This window comes from Streptomyces mabaensis, assembly GCF_053763515.1.
The window spans coordinates 90,872-108,647 of the sequence record NZ_JBSOPZ010000004.1 but is presented as its reverse complement, the minus strand read 5'-3'; the positions used below and the strand labels follow the sequence as shown (position 1 = coordinate 108,647).

15 protein-coding genes are annotated in these 17,776 nt (G+C 72.9%); 8 read left to right on the top strand and 7 right to left on the bottom strand.

All coding sequences use genetic code 11. The features are described 5' to 3' along the window. Positions 1 to 510: 510 nt before the first annotated feature. Positions 511 to 2,076 (bottom strand): DEAD/DEAH box helicase, encoded by a 1,566-nt coding sequence (locus ACWV17_RS04935; protein ID WP_455358613.1) that lies wholly within the window; start codon positions 2,074 to 2,076, stop codon positions 511 to 513. 456 nt (positions 2,077 to 2,532) lie between these two features. Between ACWV17_RS04935 and ACWV17_RS04930 the strand changes: the two genes are divergently transcribed. After that, the gene (locus tag ACWV17_RS04930; protein WP_455358612.1) at positions 2,533 to 3,297 is read left to right on the top strand and encodes a ferritin-like fold-containing protein; all 765 of its coding nucleotides are present in this window, start codon (positions 2,533 to 2,535) and stop codon (positions 3,295 to 3,297) included. 518 nt (positions 3,298 to 3,815) lie between these two features. Here ACWV17_RS04930 and ACWV17_RS04925 read toward each other — a convergent pair. The 4 genes from ACWV17_RS04925 to ACWV17_RS04910 all read right to left on the bottom strand — a co-directional run bounded on the left by ACWV17_RS04925 (position 3,816) and on the right by ACWV17_RS04910 (position 5,609). Continuing rightward, complete coding sequence (locus ACWV17_RS04925) at positions 3,816 to 4,088, bottom strand: hypothetical protein (RefSeq protein WP_455352602.1); 273 nt, start codon at positions 4,086 to 4,088, stop codon at positions 3,816 to 3,818. 140 nt (positions 4,089 to 4,228) lie between these two features. Further along, positions 4,229 to 4,456, bottom strand: coding sequence for a DUF3107 domain-containing protein (locus ACWV17_RS04920; protein WP_455352601.1), 228 nt, complete (start codon positions 4,454 to 4,456; stop codon positions 4,229 to 4,231). Positions 4,457 to 4,595: 139 nt separating this feature from the next. Then, on the bottom strand, positions 4,596 to 5,240 hold the full coding sequence (locus ACWV17_RS04915; RefSeq protein WP_455352600.1) for a TetR/AcrR family transcriptional regulator: 645 nt from the start codon (positions 5,238 to 5,240) through the stop codon (positions 4,596 to 4,598). Positions 5,241 to 5,381: 141 nt separating this feature from the next. Further along, positions 5,382 to 5,609, bottom strand: a complete 228-nt coding sequence (locus ACWV17_RS04910) for a hypothetical protein (RefSeq protein WP_455352599.1) — start codon at positions 5,607 to 5,609, stop codon at positions 5,382 to 5,384. Positions 5,610 to 5,753: 144 nt separating this feature from the next. On the opposite strand from ACWV17_RS04910, the gene ACWV17_RS04905 reads away from it, so the two are divergent. The 7 genes from ACWV17_RS04905 to moeZ all read left to right on the top strand — a co-directional run bounded on the left by ACWV17_RS04905 (position 5,754) and on the right by moeZ (position 14,450). Next, entirely contained in the window at positions 5,754 to 6,716 is a 963-nt protein-coding gene (locus ACWV17_RS04905) for an alpha/beta fold hydrolase (RefSeq protein ID WP_455358611.1), read from the top strand. A gap of 8 nt (positions 6,717 to 6,724) precedes the next feature. Continuing rightward, positions 6,725 to 8,287 carry a DUF3152 domain-containing protein gene (locus ACWV17_RS04900; protein WP_455358610.1) on the top strand — a complete coding sequence of 521 codons (1,563 nt, stop codon included), beginning with the start codon at positions 6,725 to 6,727 and terminating at the stop codon, positions 8,285 to 8,287. A 185-nt stretch (positions 8,288 to 8,472) separates the two neighbouring features. Continuing rightward, positions 8,473 to 10,185 carry a DUF3492 domain-containing protein gene (locus ACWV17_RS04895; protein WP_455358609.1) on the top strand — a complete coding sequence of 571 codons (1,713 nt, stop codon included), beginning with the start codon at positions 8,473 to 8,475 and terminating at the stop codon, positions 10,183 to 10,185. Further along, on the top strand, positions 10,182 to 11,366 hold the full coding sequence (locus tag ACWV17_RS04890) for a hypothetical protein (RefSeq protein WP_455358608.1): 1,185 nt from the start codon (positions 10,182 to 10,184) through the stop codon (positions 11,364 to 11,366). Before ACWV17_RS04895 ends, ACWV17_RS04890 begins: the two co-directional genes overlap by 4 nt. A 124-nt stretch (positions 11,367 to 11,490) precedes the next feature. Further along, positions 11,491 to 12,468, top strand: coding sequence for an NAD-dependent epimerase/dehydratase family protein (locus ACWV17_RS04885; protein WP_455356057.1), 978 nt, complete (start codon positions 11,491 to 11,493; stop codon positions 12,466 to 12,468). Further along, positions 12,456 to 13,208: a spherulation-specific family 4 protein gene (locus ACWV17_RS04880; protein ID WP_455358607.1), complete on the top strand. Its 753-nt coding sequence runs from the start codon at positions 12,456 to 12,458 to the stop codon at positions 13,206 to 13,208. Before ACWV17_RS04885 ends, ACWV17_RS04880 begins: the two co-directional genes overlap by 13 nt. Positions 13,209 to 13,271: 63 nt before the next feature. Next, positions 13,272 to 14,450 (top strand): adenylyltransferase/sulfurtransferase MoeZ, encoded by a 1,179-nt coding sequence (gene moeZ / locus ACWV17_RS04875; RefSeq protein WP_455358606.1) that lies wholly within the window; start codon positions 13,272 to 13,274, stop codon positions 14,448 to 14,450. A gap of 66 nt (positions 14,451 to 14,516) precedes the next feature. On the opposite strand, the gene ACWV17_RS04870 is transcribed toward moeZ, so the two are convergent. Both ACWV17_RS04870 and ACWV17_RS04865 read right to left on the bottom strand, forming a co-directional pair. Next, positions 14,517 to 16,028, bottom strand: a complete 1,512-nt coding sequence (locus tag ACWV17_RS04870) for an alpha/beta hydrolase (RefSeq protein ID WP_455358742.1) — start codon at positions 16,026 to 16,028, stop codon at positions 14,517 to 14,519. A 99-nt stretch (positions 16,029 to 16,127) separates the two neighbouring features. Continuing rightward, complete coding sequence (locus ACWV17_RS04865) at positions 16,128 to 17,699, bottom strand: alpha/beta hydrolase (RefSeq protein ID WP_455358605.1); 1,572 nt, start codon at positions 17,697 to 17,699, stop codon at positions 16,128 to 16,130. Between the last annotated feature and the right edge of the window lie 77 nt (positions 17,700 to 17,776).

Below are 17,776 nucleotides of genomic sequence, written 5' to 3'. Positions count from 1 at the left end.
GGGCGCCCGCTGCCCGGGGCATCCCCCTCCCCGCCCCTCCCCGAAACCGGGGGCAAGCCCCCGGGCCCCAGGTGCGCCTGCTGCGCGGCGCGGCGTGGGGTTCCGGGCGCCCGCTGGGCCGGGTGGGCCGTGGTTCGCGGTGGTGGGGCATGGCTGTGGGTGTCGGGTGCGGGGTGGCCGCTGCGCGGGCTGTTCCCCTCCCCGCCCCTTCCCGAAACCCGGGAGCAAGCCCCCGGGCCCCCGGGTGCGCCTGCTTCGCGGCGCGGGTTGTCGGGCGCCTTTGGCGCCTGTGCCGGTGGTCGGGTGAGGCCCGCGGGCCCCCGGGTGTGCCTGTTTCGCGGCGCGGGTTGTCGGGCGCCTTCGGCGCCCGTTCCGGTAGTCGGGGCAAGCCCCCCGGCCCCCGGGTGCGCCTGCTTCGCGGCGCGGGCTACAGGGGGACTGCTGTGCCGCGCGGGGGTGTGGCGATGGCCCGGGTCCTCTTGGGATCCGGGCCATCGGGGTGGTCAGCTCTCAGCTTTCCGGGGTGGCTTCTGCCGTGGTGCTGCGGGTGCGGCGGCGGCGGGTCGGCGCCTTCGGTTCCGCGGCCTCGGTCTCCGCCGTCGCGGTCGCGGCCACGGCACGGGTGCGGCGGCGGCGCGGCTTGGGCTCCGCCTCAGGGGCCGCCGTCTCCGTGGTCACCGCGACCGCCTCGGCCGGGGCGGTCACCCGGGTGCGGCGGCGGCGACGCGGCGTACGCGGCTCCTCGGTCTCGGTCTCGGCCACGGGGGCGGTGGCCTCGCCGCCCAGCTCCGCACCGCCGCGGGTGCGCCGCCGCTGGCGCGGCGTGCGCGGCGCGGCCGGTGCCGACGGCGCCACCACCGGCGCGGACCGGCGGCCGCGGCCGCCCGTCTCTCCGAGGTCCTCGACCTCCTCCGCGCCCAGCCCGGCCCGGGTGCGCTCGGCACGCGGCAGGATGCCCTTCGTACCGGCCGGGATGCCGAGCAGTTCGTACAGGTGGGCAGACGTGGAGTACGTCTCCTCCGGGTCGTTGAACGGCAGGTCCAGCGCCTTGTTGATCAGCTGCCAGCGCGGGATGTCGTCCCAGTCGACCAGCGTGATCGCCGTACCCGACGCGCCCGCGCGGCCGGTGCGGCCGACCCGGTGGAGGTACGTCTTCTCGTCCTCCGGCGTCTGGTAGTTGATGACGTGCGTCACGCCCTCGACGTCGATACCGCGAGCCGCGACATCGGTGCAGACGAGGACGTCGACCTTGCCGTTGCGGAAGGCGCGCAGCGCCTGCTCACGGGCGCCCTGGCCGAGGTCACCGTGCACCGCGCCGGAGGCGAACCCGCGGCGCTCGAGCTGCTCGGCGATGTCCGCGGCCGTCCGCTTCGTACGGCAGAAGATCATCGCGAGCCCGCGGCCGTCGGCCTGCAGGATGCGCGAGACCATCTCCGGCTTGTCCATGGAGTGCGCGCGGAAGACGTGCTGCGTGATGTTGGCGACAGTCGCGCCCTCGTCGTCCGGCGCGGTGGCGCGGATGTGCGTGGGCTGAGACATGTACCGGCGGGCCAGGCCGATGACCGCGCCCGGCATGGTCGCCGAGAACAGCATGGTCTGACGCCGCGGCGGCAGCAGGTTGATGATCTTCTCGACGTCGGGCAGGAAGCCCAGGTCGAGCATCTCGTCGGCCTCGTCGAGGACGAGCGCCTTGACGTGCGCCAGGCTCAGCTTCTTCTGCCCCGCGAGGTCCAGCAGCCGGCCAGGGGTGCCGACGATCACATCGACGCCCTTCTTGAGCGCCTCGACCTGCGGCTCGTACGCCCGGCCGCCGTATATGGCGAGTACGCGGACGTTACGGACCTTGCCGGCGGTCAGCAGGTCGTTGGTGACCTGCTGGCACAGCTCGCGGGTGGGGACCACGACGAGCGCCTGCGGTGCGTCGGTCAGCTGCTCGGGCTTCGCCCGGCCCGCCTCGACGTCCGCGGGGACGGTGACGCGCTCCAGCAGCGGAAGACCGAAACCGAGCGTCTTGCCCGTTCCGGTCTTGGCCTGTCCGATGACATCGGAGCCGGAGAGTGCGACGGGGAGAGTCATCTCCTGGATGGGAAAGGGGGACGTGATGCCGACAGCCTCAAGGGCTTCGGCGGTCTCGGGAAGAATCCCGAGGTCTCGGAACGTAGTCAGGGTGCTGCCTCTTCTGTGAGACGCGACGCGAGGCGGCGATGGGGGTCGTACCGTGCCGGGGTACTCGGCCGACCATGGAAAAAGTGGCCGGATGGCGCGGGACCACTGCCGTCGCTCGAGCGCTCGTGCCGCTGAGGGGGCCCCTCATCTGGTGGTCGTACGGTGCGTACGGCCCACGCGGAGGGCGGTCGGGCGGAGCCGATCGGGCCACCGACCGGGCATCCTCATTCAGATCGCCCGCCGATACTTCGGCAGGCGCATTACCACTGTACCCCGGATTCGCGCATCTGTGTTGGCGGAATTTCCTGGGACTCCCTGGACGCGGTGACTGACCAGGCCCTTCCACCATGCGGCGAGCGGGCTATTGTGCGCTGCATGGAGACGCCTGACAACGCCACTGACTCGCCCGCAGCCGACGAACTCACCGGGCTCACCGGGATCGCCGCCCTGGACTGGGAGCAGGCCTGCGCCGCCCAGCCCCAGTACCGTGCCGCGGTCGTGGACCTGCTGGGCGCGCTGGCGTACGGAGAGCTGGCGGCCTTCGAGCGGCTCGCCGAGGACGCGAAGCTGGCGCCGACGCTGGACGACAAGGCGGAGCTGGCGAAGATGGCCTCCGCCGAGTTCCACCACTTCGAGCGGCTGCGGGACCGGCTGACGGCCATCGACGCCGAGCCGAACGCGTCGATGGAGCCCTTCGCCGCGGCGCTGGACGGATTCCACCGCCAGACCGCGCCGTCGGACTGGCTGGAGGGCCTGGTCAAGGCGTACGTCGGCGACTCGATCGCCAGTGACTTCTACCGCGAGGTCGCGGCCCGGCTGGACTCCGACACCCGCTCCCTCGTGCTGGGCGTGCTCGACGACACGGGCCACGGCAACTTCGCCGTGGAGAAGGTCCGCGCCGCGATCGAGGCCGATCCCCGGGTCGGCGGCCGGCTCGCGCTGTGGGCGCGCCGGCTGATGGGCGAGGCGCTCTCGCAGGCGCAGCGGGTGGTCGCGGACCGTGACGCGCTCTCGACGATGCTGGTGGGCGGGGTGGCGGACGGCTTCGACCTGGCGGAGGTCGGCCGGATGTTCTCGCGGATCACCGAGGCCCACACCAAGCGGATGGCGGCGCTGGGCCTCGCGGCCTGACGGCCTTGGGGGCCGGGGTCAGCGGGGCGCGGACGCGCCCCACCACCTTCCCGGCCCTCGGAGCCCGCGCCCGCCTCCGCCTCCGGTCGCCCGGCAGATGCCCCGCGGCACCGCCCACCTCTGCGCCCTGGCGACGTTGACTTCCGGGCGCAGGCTGGTCGGCTGAGCATGCCGCCCCGGCACCGGCCGCCCTCGCCTCGGCGTCGCCAGGCTGCACGTCCCCTCGACGCCGCCCGGCTCTGCGCCCTGGCGGCGTTGGCTTTGCGGCCGCTGGTCGGCTGAACAGCCCTCTCGGCATGGATCGCGCACCGCGGCACCGGCCGCCTCCGCGTTCCGCTCGGCACCGGCTGCCCTCGCACCGGCCGCCTCCGCGTCCCGCTCGGCCCTGGCCGCCCTCGGCTCTCGTCCGGCCCTAGCCGGCGCCGCCGCCGCTTCCGCCCGCGTCGTCCGCGTCGCCCTCCTCCTCCGGGCCCCGCGGGCTGTCGCCCCGCGGGCTGTCGCCCCGCGGGCTGTCCGGGCTATCCGCCCGACGGGAGCGAAAAGGGTGCGCGGGCCGTCGGGCGGATCAGTAGCGACAGCACCACCGCCGCCACCAGTACCGCGCCCGCCAGCGTCGCGGCGATGTGGCCGGGGCCGAGGGCGAAGTGGGTGAGGTACGCGCCGAACAGTGCTCCGAGCGGGCCGGTGGCCAGGACCAGGCGCGATGCCGGGAGTCGGTCGGGCAAGCGGCGGACGGCCGCCCAGGACAGGGCGAAACCGAGCACGGCCGCACCGAGCGCTTCCCAGATCATGAAGTTCCTCCCGCACGGCCAGGGGCAAATCGGTCGTAGGCGGTCCTACCCGAAGCGCGCCGAAAACAACCCTCCCCGGCGGCCGGGGGCACACGAACGGCCCGGTGGGAGCAACCACCGGGCCGTTCCTGTCAGTTGTGTTACAGCGGGCCGAAGCCGACCTTGCGGGTCGTCGGCTCGCCGATCTCTACGTATGCGAGCCGGTCGGCAGGCACCAGGACCTTGCGGCCCTTGTCGTCCGTCAGGCTGAGCAGCTGCGCCTTGCCGGCCAGCGCGTTGGCCACGGCGCTCTCGACCTCCTCGGCGGACTGCCCGCTCTCCAGAACGATCTCCCGGGGTGCGTGCTGCACGCCGATCTTGACCTCCACGGCTAAGTCCCTCCGACGGTCTGGGGTCGCGCGATGTGCCGCGCCGTACTCGGACACATTAGCCCGGCGAGGGGACCGTCATGCCGCGCCCCTGAACGCTCGCAGCGAACACGAGCGGACAAGCGCGAACACGCGCGGATCAGTGGTTCGGCTCCGAGCCGTGCAGCGGGAAGCCGGCGATGCCGCGCCAGGCCAGCGAGGTCAGCAGCTGCACCGCCTTGTCGCGCGGGATGGCGCTCTCGCTGGAGAGCCAGTAGCGGGCCACCACCTGGGAGACACCGCCCAGGCCGACGGCGAGCAGCATGGACTCGTCCTTGGACAGCCCGGTGTCCTCGGCGATGACGTCGGAGATGGCCTCCGCGCACTGGAGCGAGACCCGCTCGACACGCTCCCGCACCGCGGGCTCGTTCGTCAGGTCGGACTCGAAGACCAGACGGAACGCGCCGCCCTCGTCCTCCACGTACGCGAAGTACGCGTCCATCGTCGCGGCCACGCGCAGCTTGTTGTCGCTGGTCGACGCGAGCGCGGTACGCACGGCCTGGAGCAACGACTCGCAGTGCTGGTCCAGCAGCGCCAGGTACAGGTCGAGCTTGCCCGGGAAGTGCTGGTAGAGGACCGGCTTGCTGACCCCGGCGCGCTCGGCGATGTCGTCCATCGCGGCGGCGTGGTACCCCTGCGCGACGAATACTTCCTGGGCCGCGCCCAGGAGCTGATTACGACGGGCTCGGCGCGGCAGGCGCGTGCCCCGAGGGCGCGCCGCCTCTGTCTGCTCGATGGCTGTCACGCCGCCTCCCACTTTCTTGGGTCTTTCTGGAACAAACACCCGTGTGTTGTGTGCGGTGTGCGCCGCGCCCGCCATCGTACTTTTGGGTAACCGCCAATGGGGGGTCCGGGGCCAGTTTTCTTGGCCTTCGGACACCCGGGATCACCGGTAGTCGTCCTCGTCGAGCTCTACGACTCTTGCCTGTTCCGCGGCGTCCGCGTCGTTCGAGGCGTCTCGGTCCCGTCCTGTGAGGGGATCGTCGCGGTGCTGGCGCAGCTCCGTGTGCTGCTCGGCCGCGTCCGCCTCCGGCGCTTCGTCGTCGAGCGATTCCTCGGCCGATTCCTCGAGGACTTCCTCGAAGGTATCCGGGTCACTGGGATCGACGGTCATGGTGATTCCCCTTCTTTCTGAAGAAGCAGGGGTCTGGGCGGGCGCCCTCCAGTACCGAGCCTAGGAGAGGAGGAAACAAGGCGCTATGCGATCTGTGATGGCGAACACACGAACCACCGCGTGATCGTCTCGTAACATTGCCGCATGTCTTCGACCGAGCCGCCGGGAATACTCGCGGCCACCGCGGTGGCGCCCCAGGTCAGCACCGTCCGGGTGGCCGAGGGGGAGCGGCTGCGCTCCGTGGCACTGCCGGGTCTGACGCTGTCCGTCCGGTCCCGGCCCCCGGCCCGCACCGGACTTCCGCCCGCGCTGTACGTCCACGGTCTCGGCGGATCGTCGCTGAACTGGTCGGCTCTGATGGCGTTGCTCGAGGACGACGTGGACGGTGAGGCGATCGATCTGCCCGGTTTCGGCGACTCGCCGCCGCCGGACGACGGCAACTACTCCCTCACCGCCCACGCCCGCGCGGTCATCCGTCATCTCGACGCCGCCGGGCGCGGGCCGGTGCATCTGTTCGGCAACTCGATGGGCGGTGCGGTGACCACCCGCGTCGCCGCCGTCCGGCCGGACCTGGTCCGCACGCTCACCCTGGTCTCACCGGCCCTCCCGGAGCTCCGGGTGCAGCGCCAGGCGATCCCCACCGCGCTGCTCGCGGTGCCGGGGATCACCACGCTGTTCGGCCGGCTCACCCGGGGCTGGACGGCGGAGCAGCGCACCCGCGGGGTGCTGGCCCTCTGCTACGGCGACCCGGCCCGGGTCACTCCCGAGGGCTTCCGCAACGCCGTGCAGGAGATGGAACGGCGGTTGGCGCTGCCGTACTTCTGGGACGCGATGACCCGCTCGTCGCGCGGCATCGTCGACGCGTACACCCTGGGCGGGCAGCACGGGCTGTGGCGGCAGGCGGAGCGGGTACTCGCGCCGACGCTCCTGGTATACGGCGGGCGGGACCTGCTGGTCTCGTTCCGGATGGCGCGCCGGGCGTCCGCGGCCTTCCGGGACTCGCGGCTGCTGACTTTGCCCGACGCGGGGCATGTGGCGATGATGGAGTACCCCGAGACGGTAGCGACGGCCTTCCGGGAACTCGTCAAAGACAGCGGCAGGAGCTGACGGCGCTCGTGGGACGACACAGCCGCAAGGGCCCCGCGCCCAAGGCCCCCAAGGGGGCGAGCACCTCGCTCACCGACACGTCGGGGATCCCGTTCGTACCGAGCGGGGCGGCGCGGCCCGCGCCCGGCGGCAGCGGGCGCCGGCGCGGCGAGCCGCCGGTCGCTCACCAGGGGTACGGAGCCGTACCGCGCGGGGGCTCGATGCCGGCCCCGCCGCCGGTCCGCGGCGGGCACCCCGAGGCGCACGAAGCGGGCGGCGGCTGGGGCCCTGTCGCTGGCGCGCAGGGCCGGCGGCCCGGTCCGGCGGCGCAGTCCGGCGAGGCGTACGGTGACTGGCGGGGCACCCCGCGCGCGACCCCGCCGACCGGCCCGCCGGCGTACGGCACCCCGGCCCACGGCACCCCGGTGTACGGCGGTCCGGCGCAGGGCGGCCCCGCGTACGGCACTCCCGTCCACGGCACCCCGGTGTACGGCGGTCCGGCGCAGGGCGGTCCCGGGTACGGCACCCCGGCCCACGGCACTCCCGCGTACGGCGGCCCGCAGGCCCGGGTGGCGCAGGCGCCCCGGGCGTTCGTGCCCGGCCCGCGCAGCGGGGACATCGAGGCGTTCGACGACGAGGTCTTCTCCACCGGGGCGCACCGACGTGTGAGCCCACTGGCCGAGCAGCCGGCGGCCCCCCGGGAGAGCCAGGGGCCGGAAGAGCCCGCCGAATCCTTCGAAGTCGTCGAACCCGACGAATCGGACGAGGCGGCGCAGCCGGCAAAGGGCCGGGGCCGGACCTTCACCGGCATAGCGGCCGCCGCGGTGACCACGGTCCTCGCGGTCGTGGTGGCCGGTCAGGTCTCCAGCAGCGGCGACAAACCGGCCGCCCCGCCGGCCTCCGACGCGGCGGGCGACCGCGAGGAGGCCGATTCGGCCTCGCGCTCGGACCAGCGCCCCGCGGCGCCGGTGGCCCCGCCCGCGCGGCCGGCGACGTTCGCGCAGCTGATGGCGAAGCAGTACCCGATCGACCCCGAGCTGAAGGCTTCGGGCGACTTCGAAGCGGTGCCCGGCCTCGACAAGGCGCCGGGCAAGGGCAAACGCATCCGCTATCGCGTCGATGTGGAGAAGGGGCTCCAGCTCGACGGCGGGCTGTTCGCCGAAGCCGTACAGAAAACCCTCAACGACGACCGCAGTTGGGCGCACAACGGAGGCATGACCTTCGAGCGCGTCTCCTCCGGCGAGGCGGATTTCGTCATCACGCTGGCCAGCCCCGGCACGACCGCCGTCTGGTGCGCCAAATCGGGCCTCGACACGAGCGTCGACAACGTCTCCTGCGATTCGGCCTCCACCGACCGCGTCATGATCAACGCGTTCCGGTGGGCGCAGGGCGCCGACACCTTCGGGCCCGACCAGATGCTCGCGTACCGCCAGATGCTGATCAACCACGAGGTCGGGCACCGCCTCGGCCACGGGCATGTGAACTGCCGGACACCGGGCGCGCTCGCGCCGATCATGCAGCAGCAGACCAAGTCGCTGGACCTCGAAGGCGTCGCCTGCAAGCCCAACCCCTGGGTGCACCCCGGCAGTTGACCGGCCGGTCAGTCCCCGTAGCGCGGCCGAACGCTACCGGGATGTGAAAGTTACGACTCTTCACCCCTTCCGGTGGCGCGATGGACAACCGTCCATTGCGCCACCGGCATATCCGCTTGAGTTCATCCCGCGGCGAGTCGCCCGACCAACGGCGGCCGCCCATACGGGAGATCGGGGGTGCACTCGTGCGGATCGGACTGCTCACGGAAGGTGGTTATCCATATGCGACGGGTGAGTCGAGACTCTGGTGCGACCGGCTCGTGCGCGGGCTCGCGCACCACGAGTTCGAGATTTACGCGCTGAGCCGCAGCGCTCAGCAGGAGGAGCAGGGGTGGCTCGAGCTGCCGCACCAGGTGCAGCGGGTGCGCACCGCGCCCCTGTGGACGCCCGAGGACGACGTCAGGAGGTGTGGCCGGAAGGGCCTCCGTAGAAGGGTGGCGGCGGGTGACGGGTGGGCGTACGGGCGGCGCGAACGGCGGCGCTTCTCCCTGCACTTCAAGCAGCTCGCCTCGGCCATCTGCGCCGGCGACGACCCGGACGCGGCGGAGCGTTTCTCCGCCGGTCTGTACGGGCTCGCCGAACTCGCCCGCGACGAGGGCGGGCTGTACGCGGCGCTGCGCTCCGAGGTCGCCGTACGCGCCCTGGAGTCCGCCTGCCGCATGCCCGGCGCGAGCCGCGCTGTGCACGCCGCGCAGGTACCGGACTTCCTTGCCTTCGTGGACCAGTTGGAGCGCGCGCTGCGCCCGCTGTCGCTCGACTGGTACGCCGGGACCGACGGGGGCCTCGGCGGAGTCGACCTCTGCCATGCCGCGTCCGGCGGCACCGCAGCCCTGCCCGGGCTGCTGGCCAAACGCTTCTTCGGGGTCCCGCTGCTGGTCACCGAGTACGGCGTACAGCTGCGCGCGCACTACCTCGACGGCGCGGACGGGCGCCTGAGTGTGCCGGTGCGCGCCCTGCTCGCCGCGTTCCACGGCAAGCTGGCCGCCGAGGTGTACCGGCAGGCCGCCCTCATCACTCCCGGCAACACCCACGCCCGCCGCTGGCAGGAGCGCTGCGGTGCGGACCGCGCCAAGCTGCGCACGGTCTACCCCGGGATGGAGGAGGAGCGCTTCACCGCGGTGGGGGAGGGCGAGGTCGGCGGCGACCCGTACACCCTGGTCTGGGTCGGCCGGATCGAGCCGGCCAAGGACCTCATCGCGCTGCTGCACGCCTTCGCCGACGTACGCAAGGAGGAGCCGGCGGCCCGGCTGCGCATCTTCGGGGCACCCGCGCGGGGGCCGGAGGCGGCGACGTATCTCGCGCACTGCCGTGCGCTGGCGGCGCAGCTTTTCCCCGATGAGGCGGCGGACGCGGTGAGCATGGGCGACAACCCGGTCTCGTTCGAGGAGATCGGCGGCCCGGAGGCGCCGGAGCCGGCCGACGCGTATGCGGCGGGGAGTGTGGTGGTCCTCTCCAGCGTGGTGGAGGGCTTCCCGCTCAGCCTGGTCGAGGCGATGTTCTGCGGACGTGCCACGGTGTCGACCGACGTCGGCGCGGTGTGCGAAGTCATCGGCGGTACGGGGCTGGTGGTGCCGCCGCGCAACCCGCGCGCGCTCGCGGACACGTGCCTCGCGCTGCTGCGCGACCCGGAGCGCCGGGAGCGGCTGGGTGCGGCGGCGCGGGCGCGGGCGCTCGAACTGTTCACCGTCGAGCAGAACATCGCCGCCTTCCGCGGCATCTACCTGGAGATGATCTCGCACTGCCCGGTGCGGCGGGAGGCGCTGGGCGAGGACGGCGAACCGCTGCCCTTCTCCCATCCGCCGGAGGCGTATGTCCCGGGCCGCTGGGCCGGCGGTGTGCCGAGCTGGGCGGACGCGCCGGTGGGCGCGGGCGCGACGGTGACGGAGGCGGACGCGTGAGCGGCGCCGGGGGCGGCTTTCCCCCTCCCCGCCCCTTCCCGGAACCGGGGGTCGCCTCCCGGGCCCCCGCCGGCCCGCGCGGCGCGGGGCCGGCCGAGAGCCCGGCCGTGCGCCGCCGTGGCCCCGCCGATCCGGTGAAGGCGCTCATGCACCGGCATCGGGAGCTGTGCGAGCGGGCGGTCGACCCGCTGGAGATCGCCGCCGGCCTCGAAGCGCACGGGGTCACCGACCGGACCGCCGCACGCTTCCGGCACCGGGACGTCTTCTCGCTCGCCGAGGAGTTGTACGCCCGGGTGCCGCGCGCCGAGGCGCCGGAGCGCGCCGCCGAGCCACCCGCCCGGGCAGCGTGGAGCGCTCTCGCGCTCCTGCCGGGCGCGGTGTGCGCCCTCGCCGTGGTCGCGGTGCAGGCCACCGAGGGGTACCCGCGCCTCGCGGCCGGCGCGGTGGGCGCGGTGGCGGTGGCTGTGGCGCTCCGGCTCTGCCTGCGCCGAGGCCCCCTCCGCGCCGAGGGCCGCACCTCACTCGCCGCCCGCGTATGGGTCTGGTGGCTGCTGGCGTACGCGCTCTTCGGAGACAGCCTGCTGACGGAATTCCTCAACGGCGGCCCGAACGGAGCCACCGGCTACGGCGCCGGCGGGGACTGGCGGGTTGTCGGTGGGGCTTTGGTGGGGCCGGCGTTCGGGGTTGCTCCGGCCGTGTGGTGTGCCGGGGTGTTCGGCCGGCAGGCCGGGAAGCGGCTGGCCACCAGCCGGGCGCTGGAGGAGTTCGCCGGCGTCGTGCGGCCGCTGCTGCTCGGCGTGTTCGGGCTCTTCCTCGCCGCCCTCACCACGCTGCTGCTGCTCTCCCGGCTCGCGTTCGGCGAAGGGCCCCTCATCGCGCCGCTCGCCCTCGGCGCGTTGCTCTTCCTCGCCCGCCTGCTCACCGTCCACGGCTTCCCCGACGCCGCCGCGACCGGACTCGGCGTGGCCTGCGCCGCCGAGGCCGCGGCGCTCACCAGCGTTCTGGTCGCCCGCCTGCCCGGCTGCGGTTTTCTCGCCGGCCCCGTCGAGGCCGCCCACGCCGCCTGGGGCCCCGCCGCCGTGCCCGCGGCCGTCTGCCTCACCGCCGCCTTCGCACTGCTGGTGCACGCCACGGTGACCCTGTCCCGGGCCTCCGCGCACGCCCTGCCCCGTACGGGCTGATCCCCAGACTCCCGCGGAGCCGACGCCGCGGGTCCACAGCACCCCCCATCGCACATCCACAAGGAGAACCTGAGATGACCGCCCAACCACCCGCACCGGCCCGTCGGCACCAGGGGGCCGCACGATGAGAGTGCTGCTGCTCGGAGCCAATGGATACCTCGGCCGCTATGTCGCCGACCGGCTGCTCGCCGACCCCGCCGTCCAGCTCACCGCGCTGGGCCGGGGCGACGACGCCGACGTCCGGTTCGACCTCGCCACCGGCAGTCCCGGTGCGCTGACCCGCTTCCTCAACGCCGTACACCCCGGCGTCGTGATCAACTGCTCCGGCGCCACCCGCGGCGGCGCACGCGAACTCACCCGGCACAACACCGTCGCCGTCGCCACCGTGTGCGAATCGCTGCGCCGCAGCGGCTGCGGGGCGCGCCTGGTGCAGCTCGGCTGCGCCGCCGAGTACGGGCCCAGCCAGCCCGGCTCGTCCACCGCCGAGGACGCGGTACCCCGCCCCGGTGGCCCGTACGGCGTGAGCAAGCTCGCCGCGACCGAGCTGGTCCTCGGCTCCGGCCTGGACGCGGTCGTCCTGCGGGTCTTCTCGCCGGTCGGCCCCGGCACCCCGGCCGGCTCACCGCTGGGCCGCCTCGCCGAGGCGATGCGCCGCGCGATGCAGTCCGGCGACGGGGAGCTGAAACTCAGCGGGCTCGGCGTGCAGCGCGACTTCGTGGACGTACGGGATGTCGCCCGCGCCGTGCACGCCGCCTCGCTCTCCGCCGCCCAGGGGGTCGTCAACATCGGCACCGGACGCGCCGTACGGCTGCGGGACGCGGCCGCCGTACTCGCCAGGGTCGCCGGCTACGGCGGCGCCCTGCACGAACTCGACGCTCCCGCCGGCCGCCCCGGCGGCCTGGGAGCGTCCATCGGAGCCCCCCGCTCCGAACCCACCCTCGAACAGCTGGGCGCGCCGCCGCCGTACCCGTACCCCGACGGCTGCGGCAGCTGGCAGCAGGCCGATGTGCGCACCGCGCGGGACCGGCTCGGCTGGCGGCCCCGGATCAACCTCGAGGAGTCCCTGGCCGACATCTGGATGGAGGCGGCATGCCGCATCTGACCACGACCGGCGCCGCGTGCGCCGCCACCGACGCCGGCCGCCTCGGCTTCGGCATCCCGGGCTACGCCCATCCCCTCGTGGCACCGGTCGAGTGGGCGGAGCTCACCCGCCCCGGGACGCCGCTGCACTGGGCCGTGCTCAACGTCGCCAACGGCCCCGGCACCCGCCCCGACCCGCACTGCCTGGAGGCGGCCGGCCGGCTGCGGAACGCGGGCACCCGCGTCCTGGGCCACCTCGACCTGACGTACGGGGCCCGTACCTTCGGGGAGCTGCTCTCCGACGCCCACCGGTTCGTCGACTGGTACCAGGTGGACGGCTTCCGGCTGGACCGCTGCCCCACCGAGCGGACAGCCCTCCCGGAGGTCCGGCGCACCACGGCCGCCCTCCGGTCGCTGCTCGGCGGCGGCCATCTGGTGCTCGGCCACGGCACCCATCCGTACCCCGGCTACGCCGAGATCGCCGACCAGCTCGTCACCTTCGCCGGGCCGTGGAGCGAGTACCGCTGGTCACAGGTGGCGGAGTGGACGGCCGCACATCCGCCCGAGCGGTTCTGCCACTTCGTCCACGGCGTCCCGCGCACGCATCTGGAGGAGGCCACGCGCATCGCGCGCTGGCAGGGCGCCGGGACGATCTACTTCACCGACCGCTCGGACCGCGGCGGCTCGGCCGACCCCTGGGAGGCCCTGCCCGGCTACTGGGACGAAATCGTCTCGCGTATCGGAACGGGTGTCTCGGAATGAAGGAGGGCGTGGCAGTGTTACGGGGAGAACAACCGTACTGACTTACCGATCTACGGAGTCCCCGTGTCGCTGCCACCCCTGGTCGAGCCAGCTGCTGAGCTCACCGTTGACGAGGTCCGCAGGTACTCCCGCCACCTGATCATCCCCGATGTCGGGATGGACGGGCAGAAGCGGCTGAAGAACGCCAAGGTGCTCGCCGTGGGTGCGGGCGGCCTGGGCTCGCCCGCCCTGATGTACCTGGCCGCCGCGGGCGTGGGCACGCTCGGCATCGTGGAGTTCGACGAGGTCGACGAGTCGAACCTGCAGCGCCAGATCATCCACAGCCAGGCCGACATCGGCCGGTCCAAGGCGGAGTCCGCCCGCGACTCGGTGCTGGGGATCAACCCGTACGTCAACGTGGTCCTTCACGAAGAGCGGCTCGAAGCCGAGAACGTGATGGAGATCTTCTCCCAGTACGACCTGATCGTCGACGGTACGGACAACTTCGCGACCCGCTACCTCGTCAACGACGCCTGCGTGCTGCTGAACAAGCCGTACGTCTGGGGCTCGATCTACCGCTTCGACGGCCAGGCGAGCGTGTTCTGGTCCGAGCACGGCCCCTGCTACCGCTGCCTCTACCCGGAGCCCCCGCCGCCGGGCATGGTCCCCAGCTGCGCCGAGGGCGGCGTGCTGGGTGTGCTCTGCGCGTCCATCGGCTCCATCCAGGTCAACGAGGCCATCAAGCTGCTCGCCGGCATCGGTGAGCCGCTGGTCGGCCGCCTGATGATCTACGACGCCCTGGAGATGCAGTACCGCCAGGTCAAGGTCCGCAAGGACCCGGACTGCGCGGTCTGCGGCGAGAACCCGACCGTCACCGAGCTCATCGACTACGAGGCCTTCTGCGGCGTCGTGTCCGAGGAGGCCCAGGAGGCGGCGCTCGGCTCGACGATCACTCCCAAGCAGCTCAAGGAGTGGATCGACGACGGCGAGAACATCGACATCATCGATGTCCGCGAGGTCAACGAGTACGAGATCGTCTCGATCCCCGGCGCCCGGCTGATCCCGAAGAACGAGTTCCTGATGGGCAACGCCCTCCAGGACCTCGCCCAGGACAAGCGCATCGTCCTGCACTGCAAGACGGGTGTCCGCAGTGCGGAAGTCCTCGCGGTGCTGAAGTCCGCGGGCTTCGCGGACGCGGTGCACGTGGGCGGCGGCGTGATCGGCTGGGTCAACCAGATCGAGCCGGAGAAGCCGATCTACTAGGAGTACATACGTGAAGGGGCCGGCCCGCAGCCGCGGGCCGGCCCCTTCACGTATGCCCATGCCCGCTCACGAGCAGGTCGTCCCCGGCGCCGGGACCTTACCCTCCAGGAAGTACGGGTCCACGGCCTTGGCGATACACGCGTTGCCCGTGGTGTAGGCGCCGTGTCCCTCGCCCCGGTACGTGATCTCGACGCCCACCTTCGGGCCGAGTTCGGCGGCCATCCGCCGGGCGCCCTCGTACGGCGTGGCCGGGTCGCCCGTACCGCCGACGACGAGGATCGGGGGCGCGCCCGGTGCGCTCACCTCCGGGGTCTCGGACTCGCCCGCCACGGGCCAGGAGGCGCACCAGCCCGCCAGGTCCCAGGCCAGGTACGGCCCGAAGGCCGGCGAGACCCGGGTGAAGTCGGCCAGATGGCGGGCCCGGACCTCGTCGGCGGACACCCGGCCCTTCGCGTCGGCGCACGAGATGGCCCGCTGGGCGTGGTGCCCGGTGCCGTAGCGGCCGTTGTCGTCCCGGTCGTTGTAGGAGTCGGCCAGCCGCAGCAGCGGGGTGCCGTCACCCCGCTCGGCCGCCCGCAGGGCCTCGGTCAGCAGCGGCCAGTTGTCCTGGCTGTAGAGCGGCTTGATGATGCCCGTGACGGCGAGACTCTGGGTGAGCCGGCGTCCGCCTTCGGCGGGCAGCGGCTGCCGGTCGAGCCGGTCCAGCAGCCGCACGACCCGGCGGGTGCCCGCCTCGGCCGGGGTGCCGGTCGAGGCGAAGTAGTTGTCCAGGGCTCGCTGGAAGCCCATGGCCTGGTTGCGGGAGTGGCCGACGAAGTCGGCGGACGGGTCGACGACGGCGTCCAGCGTGATGCGCCCGACGTGCCGCGGATACAGGTGCGCGTACACGCCGCCGAGTTCCGTGCCGTACGAGAAGCCGAAGTAGTTGAGCTTGCGGTCCCCGAGCACCTGGCGGATCAGGTCCAAGTCCCGGGCGGCGCTGGTGGTCCCGACGTACGGGAGCACCCTGCCCGAGCGCTTGAGGCAGCCGGCGCCGAACGCCGCCGAGTCGTCGAGGTAGGTCTTCTCCTCGGCGGCGGTGTCGGGGGTGGAGTCGAGCCCGAACGACCGCTCGGCCTGCGCGTCGTCCTGGCAGACGACGGCCGAGGACTCGGCGACCCCGCGCGGGTCGAAGCTGACCAGGTCGTACCGGGAGTGCAGCTTGCCGAACGCCTGGGAGGCGCCCGGCAGGGCGGCCACGCCGGAGCCGCCGGGGCCGCCGAAGTTGAAGACGAGCGAGCCGAGCCGCTTGCCCGGCCCGGTGGCGCGGGAGCGGATCAGCGCGATACCGAGGGTCTCCCCGTCCGGCTTCGCGTAGTCGAGCGGGGCCCGCATCGTGGCGCACTCCCAGGCGCTGCCCGGCGCCTGCGCGTCGCTGCCGCGGGCCTTGACGGGTGCCTCGCAGGACTTCCAGTCCAGCTTCTGGGTGCCGGTGGCCGGGCTGTCGGACTTCCCGGCGGCCGAGGGCACGGGGTTGGCCTTGCCGTCCTCCGACGGGTTCCCGGGGCCGTCGCCGCAGGCGGCCAGAGCCCCGGTCATGAGCAGCGCCGCGGCAGCCAGTGCTCCCGTCCGTACCCACCTCGACACGACGGACCCCCAGTTCAACGACAGGACGGATGTTCGACATCCTAGGTGCGGTCAGTCGCAGACCGTCCCGGCGGCCGGGACCTTGCCCCGGAGCAGGTAGCCGTCCACGGCGGCCTGCACGCACTTGTTGCCGCCGTTGTAGGCGCCATGGCCCTCGCCCCGGTACGTCACCTCGATGCCGACGCCCTTGCCCAGCGCCTGGGCCATCTTGCGCGTGCCCTCGTACGGCGTCGCCGGGTCACCGGTGGTGCCGATCAGCACGATCGGGTCCGAGCCCGGCGCGCTGACGTCCGGGTGGTTCCACGCACCGGCCACCGGCCATCCGGTGCATCCCATCAGTCCCCAGGCCAGCCAGTCGCCGAACACGGGCGAGGCTTTGCGGAAGGCGGGGAGCTTCGCCCGGGTCTCGGCGAGGGTGTAACGGTCCTTGGAGTCGGCGCAGCTGATGGCGGTGTGCGCGGCGATCAGATTGCTGTACGTTCCGTCCTCGTTGCGGCCGTTCATGGCATCCGACATGGAGAGCAGGAGCTGGCCGTTGCCCCCGTCGGCCTCGTCGAGGCCCTGTTCGAGCAGCGGCCAGAACTCCCTGGAGTAGAGGGCGAACGCGATGCCGTTGGCGGCGGCGGACTGCGTCAGTTCGCGCTCGCCGATACCGGCGATGGGCCGTGTGTCGAGCTCTTTCAGGAACGTGATGATGTTCTGCTCGATCTCCTCGGCGGTGCTGCCCTGCAGCTGGCACTCGTCGCCGCGGTCCACACAGTCCTGGGCGAAGTTGCCCAGCGCCAGCTGGAAGCCCCTGGCCTGAGCGAGAGAGCTCTGCTCGGCGTCCTTGGTGGGGTCGACCACGGCGTCGAAGACGGCCCGGCCCACCTTCTCGGGGTACTCGTGGGCGTACACGCCGCCCAGCTCGGTGCCGTAGGAGATGCCGAAGTAGTACAGCTTGTCGTCGCCGAGGACCTGGCGCATCAGGTCCATGTCGCGGACGGCGTTGAGTGTCCCGACGTGGGGAAGGACGGCGCCGGAGTTCTTCTCGCATGCCGCGGTGTACGTCTTGTCGAGCTTGGTGAGAGTCTGCAACTCGGTGGCGTTGTCCGGAGTGGCGTCCTCGGCGGAATACGCTTCGAGCTGCTGGTCGTTCAGGCACTTCACGCCCGCGCTGCGGCCCACTCCACGCGGGTCGAAGCTGACCAGGTCGTACCGCTCGCGGAGCCTTTCGTAGTCCTCTGCCGCGCTGGGCAGAGTGGCGACGCCGGAGGCGCCGGGCCCACCGAAGTTGTAGATCAGCGAGCCTATGCGCTTGTCCTGGTCGCGCGCCTGCCCCCGGATCAGGGCGAGGTCGATCGTCTCCCCGTCCGGCTCGGCGTAGTCGCGCGGGACCTGCAGGGTGGCGCACTGCCACTCGGTGCCGCCGGGCAGTGGCGAGGGCGCGGATCCGTTGCCCTGGGCGGCCGAGGGAGTCGGGCAGTCCTGCCAGTCGAGCTGCTGCTTGCCGAGGTCCTGGCCCTGGCCGTTGCCGCTGCCGTCCGCGCAGCCGGTTCCGGCGAGGGACAGCAGGACGGCTGCGGTGGCGGTCAGCGCGGCGGCGCGCAGACCGGCGGCCCGCGGGGTGTCGGAAGTCGGCATGTAACCCATCGTGCGCCGCCCGCCCGTGAGGCGCGCGCGGGGAAGGGGCCAAGCGAGTGACGTGACGCCTGCCCGAA